Origin of the sequence: Desulfosporosinus cupriresistens (assembly GCF_001707885.1) — a bacterium.
Classification (GTDB): Bacteria; Bacillota; Desulfitobacteriia; order Desulfitobacteriales; family Desulfitobacteriaceae; genus Desulfosporosinus.
This window is the reverse complement of sequence record NZ_MASS01000048.1, coordinates 1-25,070: the sequence shown is the minus strand read 5'-3', so window position 1 is coordinate 25,070 and position 25,070 is coordinate 1. Positions and strand designations below refer to the sequence as shown.

Here is a 25,070-nt window from a genome sequence, read left to right as displayed (position 1 = left end):
TGCGCTTATCCTTTCAACTTTATTCTAATCCCCATCACTTCTTGGAAAAATTCAACGTTATTCATTATATCCCACTTTTCTAAGAGAATATCCTTGTTACTAATTAGTCTAAGATGTAACGCATCAGTTGAAGCAAGCACTTCAATATCACTGATTTTTTGCATGTGTGAAATATCCATGGATTCAGCAATTTTTAAGATCGCAGATAATTTTGACACTAAAATCTTTTCATGATGGCTTAAGACATAATAACTTTGATCAGAGTAAGTAGGAATCCGTGTGGTATGGTATTTGGCGATATTGGCGATTAACTCCAGTTCTTTGTCCGAGAATCCCATGATACTTTGAGTTCGAATAATATTTGAGGAATGGTTACCATGCTCACTCAAACTAACATAATTGCCAGAATCATGAAGAATCGCGGCCACTTGGAGATATAATTTCTCTTGATCCCCAAGGCGGTGATAATTCCAGGTTTTATCAAACAAGGATAAGGACATTTTCTCGACATAGGAAGCATGTTTTCGATCAACACCATATTTCTCCGCCATATACCAGACAGAACTAATAATATCGTTTTCTGCGTTTGTTCTTCTGGGTATTTCGTAGAGCTTATCAATAAGTCCATAAAGAATGCCTTGACGGTTGGTAATCATGGGGGCATAGATACCCATCGCTTTTGTCTTGCTTAAAAAACTATGAAATATTAAAATCGCTGGTAATAATAATTCGGCATTAGCCGATGAAATATTAAACGCCTCAACCATCTGGTCAGTATTCATCTCTCTGACCTGGAGATAGAGTTCCTCTAAACGTTCCTTACTAAGATAGGTTTGATTTTCCAAATGACACATTTCTAAGATTGTGCTAAGATAACCACCAAGTCCAATAAAGTTCTTGATCGGCATTTTCTTCAGTTTGGGCTTAAGCAAATAGATCTTACTTTCGATATATTCTTCCATAACCTTGGGAAAAGAGATCGTTTTTGTTTCTAAAGTATAGAGGATTTCTCTTAATCTCAACGGTCCCATTTTAAGATATTCCGTAAATTTCAATCCGTCGGTCGTATACATGGAAACTTCAACCCCACCAGAGGTTAAATTGACGATGATTGAATCGGTAAGGTCTAGGTTATTAAATCCATTTAAATGGTTTCTTAAGGCCTTATATATTAAAAATCTTTCTTGAACATTATTAATGATTTCTACATTAATTCCAGCAATAAGTCTAATTTGTTCGATTATGTAGTCGCGATTATCGGCCTCATGAAGTCCGCTTGTGGCCACAGCTCTATATATTTTCACGCCGTAATCCTTCATTAATTTAGAAAAACCCTTTAACCCTGCACAGGTTTCCTTAATGGTTTTGGGTGATATCCTTCTCTTAGTGTAAGTATCTTTACCTATATTATTAGGTAGAGAAGTATCCTCGAGTATCATTAGGGTACCATCGGGATTTAATTGGGCAATACTCATTCTCAAGAAATCAGAACCTACATTAATAGCTGCTACTACTTCATTCTTCATCTTTTTCATTTTTTTGGCTCCTTAGATAACATTAATGTGTAATAGTCTGATTATCGTACAAGATATCAATTACTCTATATTGAATGATAAAATTTAAAACAACCTTGAAACTAAATTGAAATACATATATCATGAAAATAATTTAGCTTATTATATTACATCTTAGGGAGAAATAAAATGAAGCATGTTGGCGTAATAGATATCGGGTCTAATTCAATGCGATTAGTTCTCATAGAAATCGGTAAAAAAAACTATTTTCGAATTATAGATGAGGTTAAGGAAACAGTCAGACTTGGAATGGATATGACGATAGATGGAAAACTCAATCCGCAGAGGATGGAAAAGGCAATTAGCACACTGGCAAGTTTTAAATCGTTATGCGAAGGCTTAGGAGCATGCAATATATTCCCCGTAGCCACAGAGGCTGTTAGGCGGGCGAGCAATCAAAAGGAGTTTCTCCACATCGTTAAATCAACCTTAAATATGGAAATACGTGTTTTAACTGGGGCGGAAGAAGCATATTATGATTATTTTGGCGTAATTAATAGCCTGGATTTTTCGAATGGTTTAATTATGGATATTGGTGGATCTAGTACGGAACTTATATGGGTAAAAGACAAGACTAAAAAGGAAGCAATCAGCCTTCCCTTTGGAGCTCTAAATATTTCTGATCAATTTAATCTCGCGGAAAAAATGGATAGTAATACAGAGAAAGATTTAAATAAATATCTAATGGTTCAGTTTAAGAAAGTAACCTGGCTTGAGGAGGTTAAGAATCTACCACTTATAGGCGTCGGTGGAACAATCCGGAATATCGGAAAAATTTCCAGGAAAACGATTAATTATCCCATAGACCGTTCTCATAATTACCAAATGGATTCTTCCGAAGTCTTAAATATTTATGATTCCATAAAATATAAAAATTCTGAACAAAGAAGAAAAGTGAAAGGTCTTTCCAAAGAAAGAAGTGATATCTTTATCGGGGCTTTCTCAGTGGCTGCAGCCTTGATGAAATTCTGTGATAACCCGCGCTTGATTGTAAGTGGTGGCGGACTCCGAGAAGGCTTGATCTACGAAATCCTGCGTGGAGAAAAAGTGATTAAAGATGTGTTAGAGGTTTCTCTAAATAATATTATTAAAACACTAAATATAGATAAGGACCACGCTCATCATGTATGGGAGCTAGCTGAGAGTTTATATACCCAGTTAAAACCTCTACACAAGATCAATGGAAATTCTTGCAAGATATTAAAAACTGCAGCAATGTTAAATGATTGCGGTAAAACAATTAACTTTTATAATTATCACAAGCATAACTTTTATATGTTAACGAATTTCCCGATAAATGGCTTATCTCATAAAGAATTAATTATGGCAGCCTATACTATGATGCTCAGCGTAAAGGAAAACTTTGATATTGATAATTCCCCATACGTAACGTTATTAACTGAGGAAGATAAATATGTAATTCAAAGATTAGGAATTATTTTGAGATTAGCTGAATGCTTTGATAGAAAAAGGAATGGAAATATTACAAAGGTTGAATGCAAGTTAAAGTCAGATCAGCTGTTTTTACGTTTATTTTCAAAGGGCACAACCGAGACCGAACAAAAAGAGGTTGAGAGCCGTGGGGCCTACTTTACAAAAGTGTTTGGTAAAACACTGCAATTTGAGTAGCAAAAATCCATCTTCAAGCTAATCATACTCTGTTAAGCTAGTGTAATGAATTGAATTAGCTAATATTTCTTCCGGCAAGGAAATATTAATGGATACATACCGTAAAACTTTTGAGGGAGATAGTGTGAAAACTCAGTCTCCAAAATTTCAAGTGGTTACAACAATCAATAAGCGTCCTCATTTTACTATTAAAGTGGAGTGGGGACGCTTGTGTTTTGATGATATAGAAGCAAAAGTGGGGATGTGAAAAATATAGTAACAAGTTTTAGCACAGCCTCACTCCTTTCTACGTTCGGTTTTTACAATAAATATCCAAACATTTATTTTTGTAATCTAGACATACTAGTAGAGGTAAAAAATTTGAGGAGGTTCTTAAATGAGTAACAAAGATAAGATGGAAATGGGTATTAAGGAAATCAAAGCAATTGCAAGCCAAGATGTTGGAATCGATATGGAGGTAGCAACTGAATTATCACAACTAAAAGATAAATTTTATCAGATGGAGCAAGCTTTTACCGGCTTAAAGAACCAAACTCAACAGTCTTCAGCTTCGCAAACACAACCGCCTTCTCAGAATCAACCAACAGCTCAAGCTCAAGGGCAACAACAATTAAATCAATTAGTTCAACACATGACACAATTCAAGACCCAATCGCAACAGCAGCAACAACAGACATTTACACAATTGCAGCAGAGCATCCAACAAGGTATCCAGGCATTAACCCAAGCTGATCAATATATACAATCTACTCAGGTTCTTAATCAGATGAATAATTTTATCGAACAAGCACAACAGCAGCTTCAAAATATGAGTCAACAAGAACAAATGAAGATGCAACAGCAAGGAATGGGTGGCCAACAAAATGCTGGTTGGAGCCAACCAACGTTTCAGTAAGAAACGTTAACGTTTCATGACTAACTTATTTAGTAGGCTTCCCTAGTCTAGATAAGTAGTTCGCATTTTTTAATTAATTAGGGGATGCGTGAAAACTCAGTCTCCAAAATTTCAAGTGGTTACAACAATCAATAAGCGTCCTCATTTCACTATTAAAGTGGAGTGAGGACGCTTGTGTTTTGATGATATAGAAGCAAAAGTGGGGGTGTGAAAAATATAGTAACAGTTTTAGCACAGCCCCTTTATTTATAGTAATACCCAATTTGATTATTAATAACTAAGTCAAATCAAAAAGTTCTCTTAATTCTTTTTCGGTTAATTTAGAAAGCATCGTTTCGCCTGGTTGGATAACCGAATCAATTAGCACTTTCTTCTTATTTTGCAAAATGTTAATTTTTTCTTCGACCGTTCCCTGAGAAATAAGTTTGATGACCTGCACCGCCTTTTTTTGGCCTATGCGATGAGCCCGATCCGTAGCTTGGTCTTCCACAGCCGGGTTCCACCATGGGTCGTAGTGGATGACCATGTCGGCGCCAGTCAGATTTAATCCAGTGCCACCAGCCTTTAAAGAGATCAAGAAGACCTGGCCAATTCCTGCATTAAAGGAATTAGCCATCTCCAAACGTTCCGTCGCTTTGGTCGAACCGGAAAGATAGAAATGCTCAATACCTTCTGAAGTTAGATCGCTTTGGATGATATCCAGCATTGTCGTGAATTGGGAGAATATAAGGATCCGATGGCCACTGTCCAAGGCGTCTGAGAGGATTTCCTGTAAAAGCAGCATTTTCCCGCTTTCCCCAGTGTAATTTTCTATAAACATGGCAGGATGACAACAAATCTGTCTAAGCCGGGTTAAGGCAGCAAGAATTTTCATGTGGCTTCGGTTAAAGCCAACAGCGGCTATTTCCTGGGCTATTTGGCCTTTCGCCTCTTGTAAATAGGCCAAGTATAATTTTTTCTGTTCTTCCGTTAGAGGAGCGTTTAGTTGTGTCTCGATCTTATCTGGCAATTCCTTCAGGACATCTTTTTTCAATCGCCTAAGAATGAAAGGGTTGGCATGGCGACTTAATTCAGTCAATGAATTGGAGTCTTCGTTTTTGATAATTGGTATTTCGTATTTCTTGCGGAACTCTTGGTGGGAAAGAAGATAGCCAGGCATGATGAAGTTAAAGAGGGACCAGAGTTCGGAAAGCGAGTTTTCGATCGGTGTCCCCGTCAGGGCAAAATAACCTTTGGCCTGGATTCGTTGGACAGATTTAGCGTTCAGAGTTTGTGGATTTTTGGTGTGTTGGGCCTCATCTAAGAAACAGTAGGAAAACTCAAACTTAGCAAATTTATCGATGTCTCGCCGCAGTATAGGGTAGGATGTAACGACTAGGTCCCACTGTTCCTCGATACCCGTTAATTGTATCTCTCTTTCCTGAGGCGTACCTTCTACGACTAGCACTTGCAAGGCAGGGATGAATTTCTTAGCTTCTTCCTGCCAGTTATAAATTAATGACGTGGGGGCGATGACCAACGCGGGGCCGAGAGATGCTGACTTTTCTGATAAAATGAAGGACAGGATCTGCAACGTTTTGCCTAATCCCATATCATCGGCCAGGATGCCACCCAGGCCAAATGAGGCTAAAGTTTTTAACCATTTGAAGCCGGTTTTCTGGTAATCTCTCAATACATTCTGCAATTCGGCCGGGATTTCAAACTCCCCATCTTGAGGTTCCAAGATGCTTTGAACTAATTGCTTAAACGCTTTATTGCGCTGTATCCCAGGCAGGTTAGCCTGACGCAAAAAACTGTCAATATACATAGCTCTGTATTTAGGGAGATTGAGGAGTTTCTTGTTTAGATCATCAGCACCCAGATCTAAGTTATCCAGGAGTTGGGCGACCGATGTCAACTCGGGCTGGTTCAAATCGAGGAAAGAACCGTCCCGGAGGCGGTGGTATTTTTTCTTCAAATGGAGGGAATGGAAAATATCTGCCAATTCATCTGGTTCAATATCATTATAATGGAATGATATTTCTAAGATGTCCAAAGTCTCGTCTAGGCGAACCTGCCCGGAGAATGTGGTTGAGGTTCGAATTTTGAGTTTAAATTGATCGGAATAATATAGTTCTGCGAGATCTCGAAGTTGGGGAAGCCAGTTCACTGTGAACTCAAAAATTTGTTCATCATCTTCAAGGTTTATTTTTCCCTTGGATACAATAAAATCAGCTTGTTCAAGAATGTTAAGGATTTTTCGTTCTTGATCTACAGCCCGGATGAGGATCAAATCGTTGGCTAGATCATTGCCATTTTCTCTAGTAGAGGCAAACGGATTAATGACGGTATCGCCATAGCAAAATTCTAAGCGGGCGTTGATACCCAGATCGGAAGCACGATCAAAATAGATTTTAGCCTGCAAATTTGCCTGGCAAAATTTATCTTCAAGAGTGGGGTCAATAGACACCTGACCTAGTTTCCCGATCAAGGGTAGAGCCTCAGAGGCGAAAAACTCCTTTTGGGCAGATGGAATGACAAGACTGGTCATCGATCCTTTGCGGAGTGCGCTGAGAATGGGTGGGAGTAGATCTTTTTGGCTAGGGGAAGCCTGATAAATGTTCTGTTGGTAAAAGTAGTAGTTACCATCGGGAGTGAGCTGGATGGGAACTTCCTCGGTTCCTAAGGAAAAAGCTAAATCCTGACCTTGAGTCTGAAGGGAAAATCCTATCGGCAACCCTTGACGGATAATAGGAGAGGGATTAAGGGGCGCGGAGCCGATTGCCCACAGGAATACTTTATCGCCTAAGGCGTCTAAAAACTTTGTAAGGTAATACCCCGTTAAATGCAAAGACTTTTGACTTAGTAGGGTAGTACTATAATAAGGACCTTGCATTTCATTTAAGGCCGTATGCTGTTCAAACATCTCCAATAACATGGCGATCATGGCACGATCTTCTTCTTTAAAGGTCTGCCGAGTTGGTTCAAGGGTAAATTGTTTGCCGAACTCAAGTGAACGCCCCGTTTTTATCGAGTTGAGAAAGCGTCCAATGTCCTTAACCACATAAAGGCGTTGCAGGCCCAGCTTGAGGTGCAAATAAGCGGATGGTCGGTTTCCTGCCATGATTTGAAGTTCCACGTTCAAAGTTAGTTCTTCTTGAGTGATCTCCGGACGATGGTTAGCCAATATTTCAAGAAGATCTTCAACAACTCGGTTCTGAATCACGGGATCTCTCCAGGCTGTGGGCAATTTTTGTTGGGCGGCCTTTAATACGGCAATGACATGCTTACAGGCTCCGGGATAGTCGGTAAAGGCCGGGCAAGTGCAGCGGTAAGATCGTATGGCGCTATCTCTCTCAAAAGCTATCTGGACGGTATATCGCAAACCACCCACTACTGAAGCATTAACTAAGCCTTTATCAGGAGTGAAGGTAAAATTACTTACTCTACTGGCCATAAAATAAGAAACGCCTTTTTTATATACTCGATCATTATCAGCCAGATCAAGAATCTGTTGTTCGGAAATGTTAAAGCGAGACATGTAAAGTACTCCTTTAGCGGCATTATTCTATAATGAGTAGTTTAAGGAAATCTATTAAGAATATCATAGTTGACAGTCGTTAGTCCATTTTGAATGCGTGAAGAATCGTTATGTTTTCTTTATACTCTTTACGGTGGTGGTGTACCTTGAAGAATAAGGAGTTTCGCAGGTTTAAGTGCAGCTTTTTTACAATAATCAATAGAGATTATGGCATGAAAAAACCTGTAGACATTGACTGAAAAGAGGAGTAGAATTCACTATGTTATTATCTAAAGAAGAGGAAACATGAGTATGGGACATTAATAAGGAGAAAGAAGGCATCTATTTCCGATGGCAAACAACAATAGACTCTTATCGCTAAAACTCCGTACTTTAATTTTTGGCCATCCACTGGCGACACAAAATGCTGAGGAGTCAAAAGTCGGGGTTAGCGGAGGGGTACCAGTTTTTGGTTCAGACATTATTTCTTCTGAAGGATATGCACCGGACGAGATTCTTTACGTCCTCCTTCTGGCGGGATCTTTAGGTTATGCGTATGTTCTGAAAGTCTCGGTTGCCATCGTGCTACTGGTGATTAGTATTTTCCTTGTTTATCGTAAAGCAATTCAGAAATACCCTGAAGGCGGAGGGTCTTATACTATCGCTAGAGCTTATCTAGGCGAGAACTACGGACTTATTGCGGGGGCAAGTTTAACGCTCGATTACATTTTGACAGTAGCCGTTAGTGTTAGCTCAGCAATAGAGAACTTGACAGGGATTTTTCCATGGTTAGCTCCAACGGAACACAAAGTTTTAGCAGACTGTTTAGTCATTATGTTTATGGCTTGGGTTAACTTAAGAGGCTTAAAGGAGTCGGCTCGTTTATTCTCCTTGCCTGTTTACCTATATATTTCGACCTTAGCACTTTTAATTGGAACTGGCTTAGTTGAGATTTTACTTCATGGTGTAACACCAGTGTCTGTAGCTACCGGGCACCTTGCAACTTCCTCAGCAAGTGGGATGACTTGGTTTATCTTAGCGCGAGCGTTCGCCGGCGGTACAACGGCTTTAACAGGGTTTGAAGCAGTGAGCAATGGGGTTACTGCTTTTAAAAATCCAGCTCAGAAGCGTGCCATACACACGCTATTAATTCTAGCGATTATTGTTTCTCTTGGATTAATTATGTTAACATACTTAGCTGGCGCCTATCACCTGGTCCCTGCTGAAGGGAATACCGTTCTAAATCAGTTGGGCTTAATTATCTTTGGAAAAACTATTCCCTATTTTGTCTTGATGGGGACAGCCGCAGCTATTCTAGTCATTGCCTCAAGTACACCTTATGCTGGTCTACCGATTTTATTAAGTTTAATGGCTCGAGACGGATATGCGCCTAGGTATTTTAAAAATTTAGGGGATCGCTTGGTTTATAGTGCCGGAATATGGACCTTGTTCTTAGTTTCCAGTCTGCTCATTATTGTGTTCCATGGTGATACCCATACGATGCTTCCGCTCTACGCAATAGGTGTGTTTATTTCTTTTACCTTGACGGGTTTGGGCCTTGCTAAACATACCTGGCAAGAAAAGGGAGATAAGTGGCAGTCTGATCTAGCAATATTTAGCTTCGGAGGCATCGTTTCATTCCTGGTTTTATTAATCTTTATTATAACCAAGTTCACCCAAGGGGCCTGGATAATTATGGTGATCATGCCTTTGCTGGTTTACATGTTCCGCGGCATACGCAGTATTTATTCGTGTGAAATTAGGGACTTAGATGTCACTCCTAAAGCCATAGAAGATTTCCATAATCATGTGGCTAAATTAAAACGGCGGAGGGTACACGTTGAACTGTCAGACTATAAGAATAAAATTATTGTTCCAGTTTACGACCTAAACTTGATTGTTTTGGAAACCCTCAGATATGCCTATGCCTTAACTCCTCAAGTTACAGCGGTTCATATTGCCTCAGATCCTAATCGAACCGCAAAGTTGCTAAAACACTGGGCAAAGCATCACATAGAAATACCTTTGGAAATTGTTGAGTCTCCTTATCGTGCTACCGTTCACGATTTCTTGAAATATATTGATAAAGTCGAGAAGAAAGGGAATTTTGAAACAATCACTGTAGCGATTGCTGAATATGTTCCAGAAAAAATGTGGCAGAACATCCTTCACAATCAGACAGGTCAGTTGATGAAGTTAATGTTACTATTCCGTAAAAGTATCCTAGTTACGAGTGTTCCATATCATCCCGTACCGAAGGAAGTACCCACAGATAAATTGGACGTGATTTCAGATTCTAAATAAATGTTGTAACAACACACAAAAAACCGGTTTTAAAACCGGTTTTTTGTGTTAATCAGTGAGTGCAAAATTACGAGTCGTGGCAGTGCAGTCCCAGACCTGTGTCGTTGTCTTTGGCTTGGCAAAAGCAGGTTTTCTTAACAATTAGGGCCCAAGAAAAGTTGTCTAAAACTAAGAATCTATGTCGACAATTCCCCGCCTTGTAGAAACAGGTGGACATTATTGGTATGATGTAATTAATAAAACATTAGACGAGCTAGAATAAGAAGCTTTGGAGGGGATGTTCCGTGCTTATTACCTGTGACAACAACATGCAAATGGGCTATATTTACTTGATGCCTAATGAAACAACTGCCGAGTATACCCTCGAGAAAAGTGATATTGGACTTTATTATGATGTAAAGAGTCTTAGCATACCCAGGATTAAATGGCTGAGTTTGGGTCAATGCTTGAGCCAAATGCGTTTGGCGACTAAAACGTATAGAGAGGCTGTCGATAACGCTTTTCGTTGTGAATACTGGAATGATCTAGATAGCGAAGGGTATATGATGGGAATTGAACTGTATTTGACAGAAGAACGGTTTTTGCCATTAGTTGCCCATCAAGCGTTCAAACTTTACGATATACGTTGGCGCAACCAAGATTTTAGAGTTGTCACCTTAGATTCTTATCATGACGTTATTAATAAAAATAATGTTATTTTTCCCTTATCCTCAGAAAAAGACGCTTTTGTTATAGTCGCAATTGATCCCTTGTCCAAGGTAGGGAAGATTATGGCACTTATTTCGGCACGGGATGATTTATACCCAATTGATTATTTGCAGAAACCACTGTTCATGTTAGCTAATTCAAGTCGCTTTTTCAGTTAAGTTGAGTCGAGTATTGATATAGGTTAGGCCACGGCATTAGTTGCCGTGGCCTAACCTATATCAATTTAATGGTCTTTATAGGACAGATCTTTGAAGTTGCTATAAAAACGTTCATTACTAATGGTTTTCAGTTCCAACGATTAACAAGGAAGGATGTTCAACGAGATTATAATCAACGGGAGGATGAAGTGGCTCATCCCCTTGATAGAGCATCCTAACATAAGGACGGCCCGGATATCCCATGTTTTGTTTAACTACATTGCCCCGTTGGCCATTACTGAGTATAACTCCTGATCCGTCTGGATAAATAGAAATATGTTGAGAAAAGATGTTGATAAGTTTTGGATCAAAGAAAATTCCAGAATGCGCCATAATATATTCGTAAGCTTGATAGGGCTGAACCGCATCGCGATAGATTCGTTTACTAGTTAATGCTTCATAAACATCTGAGATCGCTGCGATTCTAGCATACTCATGAATTGCAGTTTCTTTTAATCCTCTCGGATAACCGCTTCCATCCCAGCGCTCATGGTGTTGTAAAGCTACATGAGCAGAGATTAATTCAAAGTCATCAATTTGGCGTAAGATTTCATATCCATAATTAGCGTGTTGCTTGATCTCATTGAATTCTTCCTCGGTAAGTTTCTCTATTTTGTTCAGCACTACGTTAGGAATTTTGATTTTTCCTACATCATGCATGAGAACTCCAGTCCCAACCTCTAAGAGTTTTGATTCGTTGTACCCGGCAGATAGACTCAAAACTAAAGCGAAAATTGTGGTATTGACAGAATGGTGAAATGTGTAATCATCAAATCCATGGAAATCGGAGATATACCCTAAGATTCCATTAAAACCTAATAAATCAGAAATCATTCGTTTCAACATGTCTCGCATATCTTTCGTGTGAATTAGGCGATTCGTTTCAAGGCAATGCCTGACTGATTTGACAGCTTTATAAGCGGCTTCCTTGGTCCGTGGGGTAATAGCCATTTGGATAACTACATCATCTAATCGATCGTCCTCAATAAGTACCGTATCAACCCCTAAGGATTTTAGTTTATGGATATATAAATTCGTCAACTTTACTCCAGATGTTAACAATATTCTACCATTAGCATCTAGAATAGGATGAGCAAGAATTTCTCCTTCATTGAGATAGAAAACGTTCACCTGTCGCATTGGCTTCGCTCCTTATTATTTTCTGCTTGACCTAGACAATAAAAGGTATAAATTATTTCGACAAAAACAACTAGATACCTTTTATATCGGCAAATATACTTGTTATTGCAATAAATTAGATCAAAATAACCCGAATATTACAATGTTTAATTGCTGTTTACATATAAAATATAGAGAAATATTGTTCATAACAATGACTAATCATTTACGCTCTGTTAAAATAGAAAAATGAGTCTCCGCAACAGGTGCAACTGTATCCGACACAGAGACAATCAAATTCCTTTAGGTTGAAGGAATTTGCGGAATCTTGCCGAATGAAAGGTCAAGAGAATGAAATGAAGAAGAGGGGTTAGGACTAGATTATGCTTACTGTGGAAAAAATCGGTGGAACGTCAATGTCCCAATTTCAGAATGTGCTTAATGACATAATAGGTTACCCAGGCTCAGCAGGTTTCCGCTATGGAAGAGTATTTGTTGTCTCCGCCTATGCAGGTGTGACCAATATGCTTCTTGAAGATAAAAAGACAAAAGCTCCGGGTATCTACCGATGTTTTATTAAGGGTGATGATTACGAATCTTCCATGGATCACCTATTAAAAGAAGCTCTTCAGATTAATGAATCGTTTGTAGGTATTGGTCTGGATGCTAAAGTATGCCGTGAATTCTTGGAAGAGCGAGTTAGGCAAACGAAAGCTTATCTGAATAGCATGGAAGATATTGTAGCTTCTGGATATATCGAGCGAGACAGTATCTTCTCCGCAGCGAGGGAGTTGCTAGCTTCTATAGGAGAGGCTCATTCTGCCTTTAACACGGTGAATATTCTGCAAAATAATGGTATTCTTGCTAAACTAGTTGATCTAACAGGTTTCCGCGACCCTAAACAACTCTCGATTAGCGATCGCATCGAAAAAACCTTTAAGAACGTAAGTCCTCATCATGAGATCATCGTTGCCACCGGTTATACAAAAGGGATTGAAGGGATAATGCGAGAATATGATAGGGGATACTCTGAAATAACTTTTTCCAAAATAGCGACGCATCTTCAAGCAGATGAAGCTATCATCCATAAAGAATATCATTTATCCTCAGCAGATCCGAAAATCGTGGGAGTGGATAAAGCCATTGTTGTGGGCAGGACAAATTATGATGTTGCAGATCAACTGGCGGACATTGGAATGGAAGCCATTCACCCTAACGCCTCTAAACCATTAGAAATCGCTGGAATAAATCTGCGTATTAAGAATACCTTTGAACCGGAACACCCTGGAACAGTGATATCCAACGACTATATTGGGCCTCAAGCAAAGATTGAAATAATTGCTGGTTCGGATAAAATCGTGGTTTTGGAAATACATGATACCTCTATGGTAGGAGAACCAGGGTTTGATCTTGGAATTATGAAAAAGTTTAAAGCTCATAATATTAGCTACATTATGAAAACCACTAATGCGAATAGTATTTCACTGGTCATATGGCAATCAGATCTTAATGAGTCATTGGTGACAGAATTAGAAGCGGCCTATCGAACGGTTACCGTCCAAGAAGCGGCAATTGTTTGTGTGATTGGGTCGAATATTGCGATGCCACGGATTCTAGCCAGAGCAGCTAATACCTTGGCTATAAATGATATCAATATAAAGTGCGTGTCGCAGTCCTTACGACAAGTGAATATGCAATTTGTCATTGATCGAGGAATGTATGCCAAAGCAATCATCTGTTTAAATGAAGATTTATGTTGGAAGAATCAGGAGAAATCGGAGGACCCTAGGCCATGTCAGTAGAATCCGTTGCAGCGTTTTTGAAGCAAAATAGTAAAGAGATTGAGATATTAGAATTTGAGGATACAAGTACTGTTCCAAAAGCTGCAGAGGCATTAGGAGTAACTCCTGGAGAAATTGCCAAGTCCCTACTGTTCAAAGTGAAAGACGACTTTATCATGATCCTCATGGCTGGGGATAAGCGACTAGATAATAAAAAGTTCAAAGAAATCTTTCATGGTAAGGCCAAGATGCCCGAAGCCGAGGAGGTATCTGAGGCAACTGGGCATCCTGTCGGTGGGGTTTGTCCATTTGGCTTAAAACAGCCAATACCTATTTATCTGGATTATTCACTGCAAGAATACGAGCGCGTTTTTCCTGCAGCCGGTGCACCTAATTCGGCTATTAAGCTAAAGGTTGAGGAATTAGAGGAGCTGACTAAGGGGCAATGGGTGGATGTTATTCAATCTTGATGGTCAAAGTTAAGTTTCATAGACAGCTAAAAAGGAGAACCAAAGAGGTTCTCCTTTATTAACCAAATGCCCGTAATCTGCCTGCGAATCTACTTATAATCAATATACACTGTCAAATCTTTGATTTGATAGAATCAGGTCGCACTTTCCTACGAACATCTTATGATATTTATTGGCTTATAAATTTCAGCGATTGTCAAAGTCTGTTTGACCATTTCTCTTGCAAGCATTATGATTGACAAATAGGAAGAAAAATGGTGTCGAAAGGGATTATTATGAAATCAAGTTTACCGAAAAAAGAACGCGGTGTAAGGCAATATCTAACTAATAGATATTGGGTCATTGTCATCGCGTCATTTTGTGCAGTTTTATGGGGGAGCGCCTTCCCAGTCTTAAAAGTAAGCTATGTCGAGCTCGGCATAGCACCAGATGATCGCTATGCGATTATTGTTCTGGCCGGAATACGCTTCTTTTTGGCCGGGGTAATTATTTTTGGCATAACCGTTCTTGGTATTCGGCAGTCACCAAAGGTAGAAAAGAAGTTGCTACCTCAGCTCTTTTTAATCGGTCTGCTGCAAATTAGTTTGCAGTACTTCTTTTTTTATAATGGATTGGCTCATACCACTGGGATGAAAGCGGCCGTATTAACCTCCGTAGGAATTTTCTTTGTCGTTGTCTTAGCCCACTTTGTTTATGCTGATGATCGATTGGATTGGCGAAAGATGATTGGCTTAACAGCTGGCTTTGCGGGAATTATCTTGATCAACTCAGGAGAGCACTTAACCTTAGATTTCTCCTGGCAGGGTGAAGGATTCATGATTATGGCGGGCTTCGTTAGTGCTGTAGGAACGATTTTGGCGAAACGAACTTCAAAAGAAGTTCATCCCTTTGTTCTGACAGCGTGGCAAATGTTTTTAGGATCGCTGCTCCTGATTGCGGTCGGGTTGCCGGGGTTAAAACCTCATGCTATGGTTTTTACAAACAAGGCCTTACTCCTGCTCTTTTACTCAGCCTTTCTCTCAGCAACAGCGTTTTCTCTCTGGTATGCTATTTTAAAATATAATAAGGCGGGAGAAATCAGTGTCTATAAGTTTATGACTCCTGTTTCGGGATCTATTTTGTCTGCTTTGTTCATTCCCAGCGAACGATTGACCCTTAATATGTTTATGGCTTTAAGTTTGGTTTCTGTCGGGGTAATCATAGTGAACTACCAAAGAAAGGTTCCGCAAGAGGCACTTCTGCGCGAAGGCCCATATTAAGTCCAAGCAAAGTTAGCGTGTTTTACAATGGATAAGTTTAGCTAAACGTGTGTAGGCGTAATTTCATGATGTAAGTTTAAGCATAATACTAGATAGAGCGGTATAATGAGGCTATAATTTCTCTGACAAGTATATGAGACTTTAGAAGATAGGAAGTTATGATATGGGAAAGACGTTGGTGTTGACTGAAAAACCTTCAGTTGGTCGTGAGGTTGCGAAGATCTTAAATTGTAATCAAAAAGGTAACGGATGTTTTATTGGCTCGAAATACATAGTGGTCTGGGCTTTAGGGCACTTAGTTACCCTTGCGGACCCAGAATTATATGATGAAAAATATAAAACATGGAAGCTAGAAGACCTGCCAATGCTTCCCGCTAAGATGGAATTAGTGGTTATGAAAGAAACTTCAAAGCAATTTGGTGTGGTAAAAAATCTAATGAAGATGCCAGAAATTGATCAACTCATCATCGCGACGGATGCGGGGCGAGAAGGTGAACTTGTCGCCCGCTGGATTATTAAAAAGGCCGGTTGGCGCAAACCCATAAAACGTTTATGGATCTCTTCCCTCACCGAGCGTGCTATTAAAGAAGGGTTTAATAATTTAAAACCCGGTAGAGATTACGAGCCTCTATTTGCTGCAGCGGAGTGCCGCGCCGAAGCAGATTGGCTAGTTGGGCTGAATGTCACCAGAGCATTAACGTGCAAACATAATGCCCAACTTTCCGCAGGGAGAGTGCAAACTCCTACTCTAGCAATGGTTGTGGAACGAGAAAATGAAATTCGACAGTTCGTTCCTAAAGACTTCTGGTCTATTAAGGTCTTAGTGAATGGAATTTCGCTCCATTGGCAAGATAAGAATGGTCAAACCCGTATCTTTGATAAAAACAAAGCGGATCAACTTGTGACCAAAGTAACTGGACAAGCTGGGGAGATATTAGATGTTAAAAAGGAAGCAAAAAAAGAACTTCCTCCTTTGGCGTACGATCTAACCGAACTGCAACGGGATGCCAATCGTAAATACGGCTTCTCGGCCAAAACTACGTCGTCAGTCATGCAGCAGCTTTATGAAAACCATAAATTAGTGACCTATCCACGAACGGATTCCCGTTATATTAGCGAAGATATCGTCTCGACTTTGCCGGAACGTTTAAAAAGCATTGCCCTCGGGCCTTATGTGGACTTTGCGCGCAGCATCTTGAGAAATAAACTTATCATCACCAAACGGTTTGTAGATGGTTCGAAAGTAACGGATCACCATGCCATCATACCGACGGAACAACCCCCTACTTTGTCCAGGCTTAGCTCAGAGGAACTGAAAATTTACGATTTAATTGTCAGACGCTTTCTTGCAGTGCTCTCTCCGGCGTTTGAATATGAACAAACACTGGTCAAGGTAGGAGTTAAAGGGGAGAATTTCACGGCTAAAGGGAAAGTCATAAAGCATAAAGGGTGGCGGAAGGTCTACGAGGGGTCTACTAGTCCGGACGACAAGGAAGAAGACGGGGAAGGAGAGCAAACTCTTCCCGAACTCCGTAAAGGTGAGATGCTTAAAAACTTGTCAGTAAAGTTAGTGGCCAGTAAAACAAAACCACCAGCCAGACACACTGAGGCCACGTTGCTTTCGGCGATGGAGCATCCGGGGAAGCTAATCGACGACCAGAAATTGCGGGAAGCGATGGATCAAAGCCATGGTCTGGGAACACCGGCAACACGGGCGGAAATTATAGAAAAGCTGTTTAATTCCTTCTATATGAATCGACAGGGCAAAGACATCATCCCTACATCAAAAGGGATTCAACTCATTGGATTGGTTCCTCCTGAGCTTAAGTCGCCGGAACTCACTGCCAAGTGGGAACAACAACTGACGGAGATCAGCAAAGGTCGAGTCAACAGTCAAACGTTTCTGGCCGGAATCAGAGGATATGCGACTCAGCTTGTTTCAACGGTTAGTGGCAGTGCTCAAACCTTTAAGCATGATAACTTGACGCGAACAAAGTGCCCAGAGTGTGGAAAGTTTCTTTTACAGGTCAAAGGTAAGAAGGGCGAAATGTATGTCTGTCAAGATCGGGAGTGCGGTTACCGGAAAGGGATATCTCAGACATCAAACGCCAGGTGCCCGGAATGTCACAAAAAAATGGAGATCAAGGGGGATGGGGATAATAAGCTATTCACCTGCGGTTGTGGATATCGGGAGAAACTGACCGCCTTTACGAAACGGAGAGCGGCAGAAAAGGGAACGGTCAATAAAAGAGAGGTTAGCTCATTCTTACACAACCAAAATGAGGGTGGCTTGGTCAATACGGCGCTTGCCGATGCATTGGCAAAACTAAAGAAAAAATGAGCACTAAGTATACACGCCGGCAGACCGGCGAGACACGTGAAAAGACTGGACAGCCGTTAAACAATGTAATAGGATAAATCTTAAATGTTCCTTTCTCTGTTATATAATTAGAGCAGAATGCAATCCGTGAGCTAAGTCAGGAAATGGGAGGTGAGGCGAGGAAAATAGTAACTAAAATAAGAAGTAATATAATAACGTAGAAACAAAAATGAGGAGGAAATTTAATGTCCAAAAAGTTTCGTAATATGGTTGCAGTGACTATTCTGGCCTTAGCTTTGGGTGTCACTGGGTGTGGGGCACAGTCTAGTGAACCGACCACTCCGAGCGCGACACCTACAGCTAGTGGTGGGGAAATCAAAATTGGTTTACCTTTGCCGATGACCGGTTCGGAAGCGACTTATGGTAAAGATATGGAGAATGCCATTAAAATGGCTGTTGATGAAATAAATGGAAAAGGTGGAGTCAACGGCAAAAATATTGTCACGGTGACTGGTGATGATGCCTGTGATCCCCAACAAGCGACTGCAGCCGCCAATAAGCTGGTATCCCAAGGGGTAGTAGCAATTGTCGGCGGTTATTGTTCAGGAGCAACTATACCTACCCTGACTGTTTATAATGAAAAGCACATACCTTTTGTCATTACGGCTGCAAACTCTTCGAAAATAGCAGCTCAAAATCCCGGTAATACTTTTGAAATTAACGGGACTGCTGTGCATCAAACTCAGAAGGCCCTTGAACTCTTTAAAAAGTTAGGCGCTAAAAATGTAGCCATTGTTGAGCAAGGCGATGCTTATTCCTCCGATTTGGCAAAGCAAACGGAAGATTCTTGGAAGGCCACTGGTAATATAGTGATTTCACATGATGTCACCAACAAAGGAGAGCAAGACTTTTCTTCCTTGGTCACTAGTCTGAAGTCTAAAAATGCTGATGTTGTTTTTTGGACTGCTTATTATGCAGATGGGGCACTGTTGATTAAACAGTTACGTCAAGGTGGTTATAAAGGAGCTATCGTCGTTGGAGACGGAAGCAGTGACCCGAAACTTATTGAGATGGCTGGTGCAGCTGGGGAAGGTACTTATGTGTTGTCCCCACCAGTTGCCGATTACTTGCCTACCGCCAAACAGTTTGCGGATGCTTATAAGGCAAAGTTTAATCAAAGTGCTGGAGCGTATGCTCCCCTCGCTTATGATGGTATGAATCTGATGGCAGATGCTCTGAAACGTGCTGGAAGTACTGACGGAGCGGCTATTATCAAGGCGTTGAATGACACTAAAGATTTCGTCGGCTTAGCAGGCAAAGTTAACTTTGCTGCGGACAAGACCTTGAAGGAAAGCAACTTCATTGTCTTGCAAATCAAGAAAGGCCAATTCGTTTTGCAATAATAAATTGTTTCCCAATGGGGACTGGGGAGTTTTCCCCAGTCGCCCTTTATCATACTATACAGAAAGCATAACTTACGATACATACTGCAAGAAGGGCTAATCCGTGCGAAGACAGTGTCTTCGTGTGTGGGGTGCAGGCCAAGTTTTCTTTATAGCAGCTCGGAGATTTACCGAGATTAGGTTACGATTATCTGCTAAGAAATGGGTCAAATCAGAAATTACCATACTTCTCTGGAGTAAAAAGGTTGAAAGGGTGCACGGAATGACAGTTTTTTATATCGTGATCCAGCAGATAGTGAACGGGTTAATTCTCGGTTCATTCTACAGTTTGATCGCCCTCGGTTATTCTATGGTTTACGGCATTATTAAGCTATTGAACTTTGCTCATGGTGACATCTATATGGTAGGCGCTTTTGTGGGGTATGGGGCGTTGGGCATCTTAGGGAGCAGGTTAGGTATCGGTTGGCTGGGAATTGCTGCGGCTTTATTGATCAGCATGTTTCTGGTTGGGCTGTTGGGCATGTTGGTGCATAGGCTGGCCTATCAACCACTCATTAATAAGCGTGCTCCACGAATGTCGCTGTTGATTACGGCAGTGGGTGTATCGTTTACCTTATTTAATGGGGTTATGGTTCTGACAAATGGCGAGTATAGAACCTTTAATACTGATTTAGGTTATGAAGGTATCAGTCTTGGGCTTGTCAATATCACCTATACGCAGATAATCATGGTTGTGGCTACAGGGATCTTAATGCTTACTTTGTATTGGTTTATTAATCGTACTTTATACGGTAAAGCCATGCGGGCAATTGCCCTTGATCAGGATGCTTGTCGTTTGATGGGGATTAATGTAACCAAGACGATTGGGTTAACCTTCTTTGTCGGCTCTGCCTTGGCCGCAGCTGCTGGTGTCATGGCTGGAGTGTATTATGGCAGTATTCAATTTTATATGGGTTTTGTCATCGGCTTAAAGGCCTTTACGGCCGCAGTCATCGGTGGAATTGGCAGCATTCCCGGAGCGATGATTGGAGGCCTCATCTTGGGGCTGTTGGAAACTGCCGGGACGCAACTTCCCTTCATTGGTTCTGCTTGGAAAGACGTATTTTCCTTCGGGATCTTGATTCTTTTGCTGGTTTTTAAACCTACTGGGATTTTCGGTAAAAGCGAGATTGAGAGGATGTAGAGGATGGGTAATTCCGTGGGTTTAATAGATCGTTTCAGAAAAATTCTGGGTCGTAGAAAAACACAAGGAGTACTACTTGCGGTGCTCAGTCTTTTAGTCATCCTTCTTCCGTTGGTTGCCAATAACTATATAGAAGAAGTTGCAACGAATACCTTATTCTATATTGTTTTGGCTTTAGGATTGAATATTGTGGTAGGATATGCCGGGTTGGTGGACCTCGGTTATGCTGCTTTTTTTGCTGTAGGTGCTTACACAACTGGTATCTTTATGAAATTTGGTTTAAATTTTTGGCTAACTATACCGATTGCCATACTTTTCTCGGTAATCGCTGGGATTATTATTGGCGGTCCGACTTTGAGATTGCGCAGTGATTACTTAGCCATTGTAACGCTAGGTTTTGGGGAAATAACCCGAATTACGGCTCGTAACCTGAAAATTACTGGTGGAGCGAGCGGTTTGGTAGGCATCCAACGGCCAAGTATTTTTGGACATATACTTAATCAGATCACCGATTTCTATTATTTGTTTTTGGTCTTGGTCGTTTTGGCAATTATTGTCGCCATTAGGCTTCATAATTCACGGCTGGGGCGGGCTTGGCAATACATCCGCGAAGACGAAGATGCCGCCGAAGCCATGGGGATTGATCCTGTTAAGACAAAACTCTACGCTTATATGATCGGCGCTTCTTTCGGAGGCATAGCGGGAGCTTTCTTCGCCGTCAAGATGACCGCCATTTCGCCGGAGACTTTTGCCTTTACCCAATCAGCTCTGATTCTGTTAGCTGTTATCCTGGGGGGAATGGGCAAAATACCTGGGGCAATCTTAGGCGCGGTTTTTTTAGTTCTATTTCCGGAGATTTTCCGGGGAATCGGTCAAATGCGGATGCTCTTATTTGGCATACTACTAGTAATTATCATGATTTTCCGCCCCCAAGGCCTTTGGCCAGAGCGAAAAGGGTGAAGTATTTTTCTATAAAAAAAGGATGAGGTAGAATGTCTATTCTAGAAGTGAAAAAGCTAACCCTGCGTTTTGGCGGGTTGACAGCAGTGAGCAACCTTAGCTTCGAACTAGAAGAAAATACAATTATGAGTCTTATCGGACCAAATGGTGCAGGAAAGACTTCTGCTTTTAATTGTCTGACAGGGTTTTATAAAGGGAGCGAAGGGGAAATCCTTTTCAAGGGGCAAAGCATTTTTCGACAAAAGCCGTACAGAATTACTAAGCTGGGTATGGCTCGAACGTTTCAAAACTTGCGTCTCTTTAAAGACATGACGGTTTTAGAAAATGTTATGTCGGGTATGCATAGCCGTACTTCAGCCGGAATATTTGGAGCTATCCTGCGACCGCCCAGTCAGCTTCGTGAAGAGAAGAAGATTAAGCAGGTCAGTAAAGAGTGTCTGGATTTTGTCGGCATCTTAGACAAAGAAAGTCGTTTGGCACGCAATTTAGCTTATGGGGACCAACGACGGGTAGAGTGGGCCAGAGCCTTAGCTACACAGCCGCAGCTCCTGTTACTGGATGAACCTGCAGCAGGACTTAACCAAGATGAGAAAGACCAGTTAGTGAGCTTAATCCGCCGAATTCGCAAGGACTTGGGAATCACGGTGTTGCTGATTGAACATGATATGGGACTTGTGATGAAAGTTTCGGAAAAAATCGTGGTCATTGACTATGGGCAGAAGATTGCTGAAGGGACCGCGGAAGAAGTTAAAAATAATCCGAGAGTTATTGAAGCTTACCTGGGGAAGGAGGATGAGGAATGAGTGAAATGGCTCTCGTCCTGCGCAACTTAGAGACGTATTACGGTAAGATTCATGCGCTCAAAGGGGTGAGTCTCGAAGTGCCCCGCGGGAAGATCGTTACTTTACTAGGTTCGAATGGTGCCGGAAAAACTACAACTTTAAAGACAATCTCTGGTTTAATTCAAGCCTCTTCTGGAACGATAGAGTTTTATGGTAGGGACATCACTAAAGAAAAAGCTCATGACATTGTTAGTATGGGGTTGATCCATGTTCCCGAAGGTCGAAGGATTTTTAAGGATTTAACCGTCAAAGAAAATCTGGAGTTGGGTGGTTTTACCCTAAAAGATGAAGCGTTGCGCCGTAAAGGAATAGAGCACGTCTTTGAAGTCTTTCCGCGACTTAAAGACCGTCAGCGGCAAAGTGGCGGGACATTGTCCGGTGGAGAGCAGCAAATGCTGGCAATCGGACGCGCAATGATGACCGAACCCAAATTACTCTTGTTGGATGAGCCTTCTATGGGTTTAGCACCGCTGATCGTGCAAGATATTATGAGAATTATTAAACGGCTAAATGATGAAGGAACAACCATTCTTCTCGTGGAGCAAAATGCTAAAATCGCCCTGAAATTAGCTGATTACGGATATGTCTTAGAGACCGGTGAGTTAGTCATGGAAGGGGATAGTGCTCAGCTGAGGCAAGATGAGAGCATTGTTAAGGCCTATCTCGGAGAGTGAGTCGATAATACCTCAAGATATGCTTCATCAAAATGAGTTTTTCAATTGAGACCAGATCGTTTTTTGACGGTCTGGTACTTTTGGGTTTTGAGTTATTTTATCACCCTAGATATTTGGATAATATAAAAGGTAATTCAATGAAGGTGATATTCTCAGATTGAGTGTCCGAGGCACTTGACAGGAAACAGAATTCAGCTATAATAAGGTTATAATCACTTAATTAATAAGATTCAGTTAGCTACAGAACTATTAGTCGCGTGCTAGGTAAAGTTTCGATTCATCGAAGTTTTTAGGCATTGCAATTAGTTAAGTCAATGCTGGATTTCGAAGAATTGGAGCCACCGAAAGGGTGGTTTTTGTTGTAAGAAGAAAAATTTCCCGCAAAGTTCCTCTCATTTTTTAGTAGTAAGCTAGTTAATAGGAAGTTGGTTTGGTCAGTTGGGAAAACTATAAGTGGTCAGTTTGTTGTTGAGTTCACATAGGGTAATCTGAAGTGTAACTTTTTTGCTGTATGTTTTTCAAGCCAAGATTGTTGTTAATTTAATTTTAAGTGACTCGAAACCTAAATTTTCTCCTTAGTAATTTTTCTGATTGTGACTCTAGTTAGACCTAAGGTAATCAAAGAAATAGTGGAGGATTTGTCCAGATTAGTTTCATCGCTTTCTATTAGTTTTTGACTGGTTTACCTTTTGTTAGGTCAAGGTCTCGATTCCCTTACGAGGTTGGTTTAAGGAATATCCTTCTTTTGATTTTATTTCAGCGGTTGTAAGGTGTATAGCTACAAACCTTTTGGTTAATAACAATTTGATTAAGTTTTGATGAAGATTAATCTCGAGCCGTGTATCCATTAATTCTGAAGGAACTTTGCGGGATTCAAATTTAGATGTTAAGGCCACTCGTTCGAGTGGCCTTTTTTCTTCGAGTTCGAAAATATAAGAGCACCTAAAGCGGCAGCCAAGGTTTCTTTACGGTGTTCCTTTTGGATATTTAACACAAACAGTTATGACATGTCTCAGGTAAAGACCTGCCCTCCGCTTTTAATAACTGACGAACGTGATTGGTGACTAAAGAGACACTAGATGGAGGCAAGTATTTCAGCTATACTTAGGGTGATGCCAACGATACTCAAAGGGAGGCTTTGATATGTCTCAAACGGTCCAGGAACAGAAATACATAGAGCGTGTGGATCGTCTGAAGAAAAGAGTGCTGGAAACTCGCCCTGAGATGGATCTAGAGAACGCCAGGATTCTCACTGAAGGGTTTCGGCAGGCTGAAGGAGATCCGTTTGTTGTACGTAAAGCCAAAGCGTTTCGTAAACAGTGCAGGGAGAAGACTGTTACGATCTGGGAGGACGAGCTCATTGTCGGTAGTTCCGGGAGCAAGACACGGGCTGGTATTTTATGCGCCGACACGTGTTGGTCTGTGCTGAATGATGAACTGGAAACGATCAGCGAGCGGCGCTACGACCCGTTTTATTTAAGTCCTGAGGATCGAAAGATTTTTGAAGATGAAATCCGCCCCTATTGGAAAGGCCACTCAACTTACGAGGAGTGGCTTGTTCAAATTCCCGACGACACGCGTGAATTGCGGGATAACGGAGTGGTATACATCGACCGCAAGGCTGTTCGTGGTTGGGGGGAGACGACTGCTGGATACGAGTGGCTGATACGCGAAGGAATTTCGGGAATCAGAAAAATAGTCGAGAATAGGAAAGCTAAACTCGATATCACTGTGCCGGGCGATTACGAAAAGAATTATTATTTACAATCTCTTTTGATTGTAGCTGAAGGGATGGTCACGCTGGCAGAGCGTTATGCTGCGGAAGCCGAACGCTTAGCAGCCTTAGAAAGAGATCCTCAGAGAAAAGAGGAACTTACGGAGATAGCTTTAGTCTGTCGTCACGTTCCGGCCAATCCAGCGCGAACATTTAGGGAGGCTTTGCAATCGCTCTATTTTTATCAGATCTGCCTCGTTATGGAGCAGAATGCGGCTAGTTATAACCCGGGCCGCATGGATCAGTATCTTTGGCCTTATTACAAAGACGACCTGGCAGCGGGGCGTCTCACCCCTGACGAAGCGCAGGAGCTTCTCGACTGTCTATGGATTAAATTCAGCGAGCCATGTCTCTTTCAAGATGCAGCCACCGCTGAGTTCGCCGCAGGTTATCCGATGTTTCAGAACGTTTGTGTTGGAGGAGTGGATGAAACGGGGAGGGATGCTGTCAACGATCTTTCCTACATGATTCTCAAGGCA

17 protein-coding genes are annotated in these 25,070 nt (G+C 41.2%); 14 read left to right on the top strand and 3 right to left on the bottom strand.

Features of this window, described 5'->3' with window-relative positions; all coding sequences use genetic code 11:
• Positions 1–5: 5 nt before the first annotated feature.
• Positions 6–1,535 (bottom strand): Ppx/GppA phosphatase family protein, encoded by a 1,530-nt coding sequence (locus DSBG_RS16440; protein ID WP_068965344.1) that lies wholly within the window; start codon positions 1,533–1,535, stop codon positions 6–8.
• A 168-nt stretch (positions 1,536–1,703) separates the two neighbouring features.
• Here DSBG_RS16440 and ppx point away from each other — a divergent pair, with 168 nt between their 5' ends.
• Both ppx and DSBG_RS16430 read left to right on the top strand, forming a co-directional pair.
• Positions 1,704–3,203 carry an exopolyphosphatase gene (ppx, locus tag DSBG_RS16435; RefSeq protein ID WP_068965343.1) on the top strand — a complete coding sequence of 500 codons (1,500 nt, stop codon included), beginning with the start codon at positions 1,704–1,706 and terminating at the stop codon, positions 3,201–3,203.
• 376 nt (positions 3,204–3,579) lie between these two features.
• The gene (locus tag DSBG_RS16430; RefSeq protein WP_068965342.1) at positions 3,580–4,098 is read left to right on the top strand and encodes a hypothetical protein; all 519 of its coding nucleotides are present in this window, start codon (positions 3,580–3,582) and stop codon (positions 4,096–4,098) included.
• Positions 4,099–4,375: 277 nt separating this feature from the next.
• Here the strand turns inward: DSBG_RS16430 and DSBG_RS16425 are convergent, their stop codons facing one another.
• Positions 4,376–7,618 (bottom strand): DEAD/DEAH box helicase, encoded by a 3,243-nt coding sequence (locus DSBG_RS16425; RefSeq protein ID WP_068965341.1) that lies wholly within the window; start codon positions 7,616–7,618, stop codon positions 4,376–4,378.
• Between the two features lie 330 nt (positions 7,619–7,948).
• On the opposite strand from DSBG_RS16425, the gene DSBG_RS16420 reads away from it, so the two are divergent.
• Positions 7,949–9,901, top strand: a complete 1,953-nt coding sequence (locus DSBG_RS16420; RefSeq protein ID WP_068965340.1) for an APC family permease — start codon at positions 7,949–7,951, stop codon at positions 9,899–9,901.
• 308 nt (positions 9,902–10,209) lie between these two features.
• Complete coding sequence (locus DSBG_RS16415; RefSeq protein WP_242877688.1) at positions 10,210–10,767, top strand: hypothetical protein; 558 nt, start codon at positions 10,210–10,212, stop codon at positions 10,765–10,767.
• Between the two features lie 117 nt (positions 10,768–10,884).
• Here DSBG_RS16415 and DSBG_RS16410 read toward each other — a convergent pair whose 3' ends face one another.
• On the bottom strand, positions 10,885–11,946 hold the full coding sequence (locus DSBG_RS16410; RefSeq protein ID WP_068965338.1) for an HD-GYP domain-containing protein: 1,062 nt from the start codon (positions 11,944–11,946) through the stop codon (positions 10,885–10,887).
• A 362-nt stretch (positions 11,947–12,308) separates the two neighbouring features.
• Between DSBG_RS16410 and DSBG_RS16405 the strand changes: the two genes are divergently transcribed.
• The 10 genes from DSBG_RS16405 to DSBG_RS16355 all read left to right on the top strand — a co-directional run.
• Complete coding sequence (locus tag DSBG_RS16405; protein WP_068965337.1) at positions 12,309–13,727, top strand: aspartate kinase; 1,419 nt, start codon at positions 12,309–12,311, stop codon at positions 13,725–13,727.
• Positions 13,718–14,176, top strand: a complete 459-nt coding sequence (locus DSBG_RS16400) for a YbaK/EbsC family protein (RefSeq protein WP_068965336.1) — start codon at positions 13,718–13,720, stop codon at positions 14,174–14,176. The genes DSBG_RS16405 and DSBG_RS16400 overlap by 10 nt, the downstream gene beginning before the upstream one ends.
• Before the next feature lie 275 nt (positions 14,177–14,451).
• Entirely contained in the window at positions 14,452–15,435 is a 984-nt protein-coding gene (locus DSBG_RS16395) for a DMT family transporter (RefSeq protein WP_068965354.1), read from the top strand.
• 163 nt (positions 15,436–15,598) lie between these two features.
• Complete coding sequence (locus DSBG_RS16390; RefSeq protein ID WP_068965335.1) at positions 15,599–17,776, top strand: DNA topoisomerase III; 2,178 nt, start codon at positions 15,599–15,601, stop codon at positions 17,774–17,776.
• A gap of 224 nt (positions 17,777–18,000) precedes the next feature.
• On the top strand, positions 18,001–19,158 hold the full coding sequence (locus DSBG_RS16385; RefSeq protein ID WP_068965334.1) for a branched-chain amino acid ABC transporter substrate-binding protein: 1,158 nt from the start codon (positions 18,001–18,003) through the stop codon (positions 19,156–19,158).
• A 262-nt stretch (positions 19,159–19,420) separates the two neighbouring features.
• On the top strand, positions 19,421–20,341 hold the full coding sequence (locus tag DSBG_RS16380; RefSeq protein WP_068965353.1) for a branched-chain amino acid ABC transporter permease: 921 nt from the start codon (positions 19,421–19,423) through the stop codon (positions 20,339–20,341).
• Between the two features lie 3 nt (positions 20,342–20,344).
• Complete coding sequence (locus DSBG_RS16375) at positions 20,345–21,301, top strand: branched-chain amino acid ABC transporter permease (RefSeq protein ID WP_068965333.1); 957 nt, start codon at positions 20,345–20,347, stop codon at positions 21,299–21,301.
• Positions 21,302–21,333: 32 nt separating this feature from the next.
• Positions 21,334–22,104, top strand: a complete 771-nt coding sequence (locus DSBG_RS16370; protein ID WP_009624165.1) for an ABC transporter ATP-binding protein — start codon at positions 21,334–21,336, stop codon at positions 22,102–22,104.
• On the top strand, positions 22,101–22,817 hold the full coding sequence (locus DSBG_RS16365) for an ABC transporter ATP-binding protein (RefSeq protein WP_068965332.1): 717 nt from the start codon (positions 22,101–22,103) through the stop codon (positions 22,815–22,817). Before DSBG_RS16370 ends, DSBG_RS16365 begins: the two co-directional genes overlap by 4 nt.
• A gap of 1,143 nt (positions 22,818–23,960) precedes the next feature.
• On the top strand, positions 23,961–25,070 hold a 1,110-nt coding region (locus DSBG_RS16355; RefSeq protein ID WP_207647244.1), incomplete at its 3' end, for a pyruvate formate lyase family protein.